Here is a 2,998-nt window from a genome sequence, read left to right on the forward strand (position 1 = left end):
CCATCTCCAGCACCACCCGCTTGATCCAGATCTGCCCCTTCTGGTGCAGGGCGGCGCGCTGGTTGATGTCGAGCCCCACCTCGCGCGAGCCGGTGAAAGCGATGAAGCGCAGTTGCGGATGCTCGACCAGAGAGTTGCCGAAGCTGGCGCCGGCCCCGGGACAGAAGTTGACCACGCCGTCGGGCAGGCCGCACTCCTGGAGCACCTCGAAGAACTTGGCGGCGATGGTGGGCGAGTCCGAGGAGGGCTTCAGGATGACGGTGTTGCCGGTGACGATGGAAGCCAGAGTCATGCCCGCCATGATGGCGCTGGGGAAGTTCCACGGCGGGATGACCGCGCCCACGCCCAGCGGGATGTACCACAGGGAGTCGCGCTCGCCGGGAAGCTGGATGGGAGGCTCGGCCTTGGCCAGGCGCAGGGCCTCGCGGCTGTAGAAGTCGCAGAAGTCGATGGTCTCGCCGATGTCGGCGTCGGCCTCAGCCCAGTTCTTGCCCACCTCGAAGACCATCCAGGCGGCGAACTCGTGCTTGCGCTCGCGCAGGATCTGCCCGGCGCGGTAGACCAGCGAGGCGCGCTCCTCGACCGACACCCGCTTCCAGCGCTCGAAGGCGGCCAGTGCCGCCTGGATGGCGGGCTCGGCGTGCTCACGCCCGGCTTTCTGATGCAGGCCCACGATCTCGGAGGGCTTGGCGGGGTTGATGGACTTGATCTTGGCCTCGGTCTTCACGCGCTTGCCGCCGATCACCAGGTCGTACTCGCGGCCGAGCTGGGAACGCACCTTGGCGATGGCGTCGCGCATGCGCCGCGCGTTCTCTTCCTTCGAGAAATCGGTGGCAGGCTCGTTGCGGAAGGTGCCCTGCGGGAGCGAAACCCGGGTAGGAGCTTCGAGGGTAGCCATGATGATGATTCCTTTCTGCTGCAGTTCAGGATGAAGGATGAGGGCCGTGCGACCCTTTATTTTAGCACTCGCCGTCGATCGTCGGCCTTCGGTCGTCGGCCGCAACAGGCGTTGGTCTAGAACCGCCTAGCCGCGGGCCCCGGGGAGAGCGGTGGCGGTGCGCTCCAGCTTGTCCCAGGAGAACTGGCGGCCGTCGACGGCGCGCTTCAGGGTCTTGAAGAGCACGATGGAGAAGATCTGCCGGTAGGCGAAGCGCTGCGCCCACACCTGAGGCAGCAGCCAGGCGTCCTCGCGCTTGCCTTCTTCCCGTCTCTCCAGGGCGAAGGCGATGGTGGAGGCGATGAAGTCCACCACCAGGAAGATGGCGAAGAACCAGGTCAGGCGCAGCAGGTCGGTGGGATCGGCGGTCTCGCGGTGGAAGATCCAAGCGTAGGCGTAGCCCAGCGCCCCCAGCACGTACATGATGTCGATGAAGGGCGAGACCAGGGGCAGCAGGATCTGGAAGACGACGATGTTGGGGATGGCTACCCAGCCCAGCGTCCCGCCGCGCAGCACGGCGCGGCGGTGCTTCCACACCGACTGCAGGATGCCGAAGGACCAGCGGAAGCGCTGGCGCATGAGGCCGCCGGCGGTGGTGGGAGCCTCGGTGTAGGCCAGGGCGCGGTCCTCGTACTTGACCTGGTAGCCGCGCTCCAGCAGGGACATGGTGAGGTCGGCGTCCTCGGCGACGGTGTCGGGGTGGAAGCCGCCGGCCTGGCGCACGGCGGCGGTGCGCCACGCGCCCAGCGCCCCCGGCACCACGCTGACCGCGCCCAGGGTGTTCAAGGCGCGGCGCTCGAAGTTCTGGCTGGTGATGTACTCCAGCGCCTGCCAGCGGGTCCACAGGTTCACGCGATTGCCGACCTTGGTGTTGCCGGCGACCGCGCCCACGCGGGGATCGGCGAAGTGGGCGACCAGGCGGGCGATGGCTTCGGGAGCGATGACGGTGTCGGCGTCGATGCCCACAAAGATCTCTTCGGTGACATGGGCGAGGCCCAGGCTGAGGGCCTCGGCCTTGCCGGCGTTGGCCTGGCTGAGGACCAGCACGCGGCCCTGGGCGATCTCTTCGCGGAAGGCGTTCTGGGCGACGGCCAGGGTGGCGTCCTGGGAGCCGTCGTCGATGACGAGGACGCGCAGCGCGGGATAGCGGGAGGCCAGCACCGAGCGCACCGTGCCCTCGATGACCTTCTCTTCGTTGTAGGCGGGGACCAGGACGGCGACCGGGGGCTGGGGAGCGGCGGCGGGGGCGCCGTTGCGGCGGGTGCGCAAGCGGTCGGCGAGGGCGAGCGCGCCCACGATCAGCAGGCGCAGGCTCATGAGCACGTCGCCCGCGAAGAAGACCAGCACCACCAGCATGCGCAGGACGCCGCCCAGCCAGAAGGAGAAGGCGTCCACGCGCGCGCTCCAGATCTCGTCGCGGGAGAGCGGAGCCATGACCTGCTGGCGGCTCCTGCCCAGCAGCTCGGAGACCAGGACGAACTGGTAGCCGCGGGCGCGCGCTCCGCGGATGATCATGGGCAGGGCGCGCACGCTCTCCTCGCGGTTGCCGCCGCCATCGTGCAGCAGCAGGATGTTGCCGCAGCGCTGGTCGCCGGGCTGGCAGGGCGGCAGGTGGTCGAGCACGTCGGCGGTGATCTGCTCGGCGGTGCGGTGCGGGCTCACCTGCCAGTCGTGGGGATCGAGCTTGGAGCCGACGGTGGTGTAGCCGGCGTCCTGGGTGAACTCCAGGGGCTTGACCTCATCCTCGGTCTCGGGGTCCTGGTCGATGGAGTAAGGCGGGCGGAAGAACAGCGGCTTCACTCCCAGCTTGCTGGCGAAGAGGCGCTCGGTGAGGTTGATCTCCAGGTTCATCATGGCCGGGGAGATGGCACTGATGTCGGGATGAGTGAAGGTGTGGTTGCCCACCTCGTGGCCTTCGTCGAAGATGCGCTGGGTGAGGGCGGGATATTTCTCGGCCTCGATGCCGATGAGGAAGAAGGTGGCGGGGGCGTGCTCGGCCTTGAGGATGTCGAGCATGCGGGGCGTGTACTTGGGGTCGGGGCCGTCGTCGAAGGTGATGGC

The 2,998-nt window shown here is 68.2% G+C and carries 2 protein-coding genes; both read right to left on the reverse strand.

What is annotated here, in order from left to right; all coding sequences use genetic code 11:
- A partial coding sequence (locus VEG08_09990) for an aldehyde dehydrogenase family protein (protein ID HXZ28313.1) occupies positions 1 to 898 on the reverse strand: 898 nt, incomplete at its 3' end.
- 126 nt (positions 899 to 1,024) lie between these two features.
- Positions 1,025 to 2,998: glycosyltransferase (locus tag VEG08_09995; GenBank protein ID HXZ28314.1), on the reverse strand; the 1,974-nt coding region annotated here is incomplete at its 5' end.

Source organism: Terriglobales bacterium, from assembly GCA_035624475.1.
Lineage (GTDB): Bacteria > Acidobacteriota > Terriglobia > Terriglobales > Acidobacteriaceae > DASPRL01.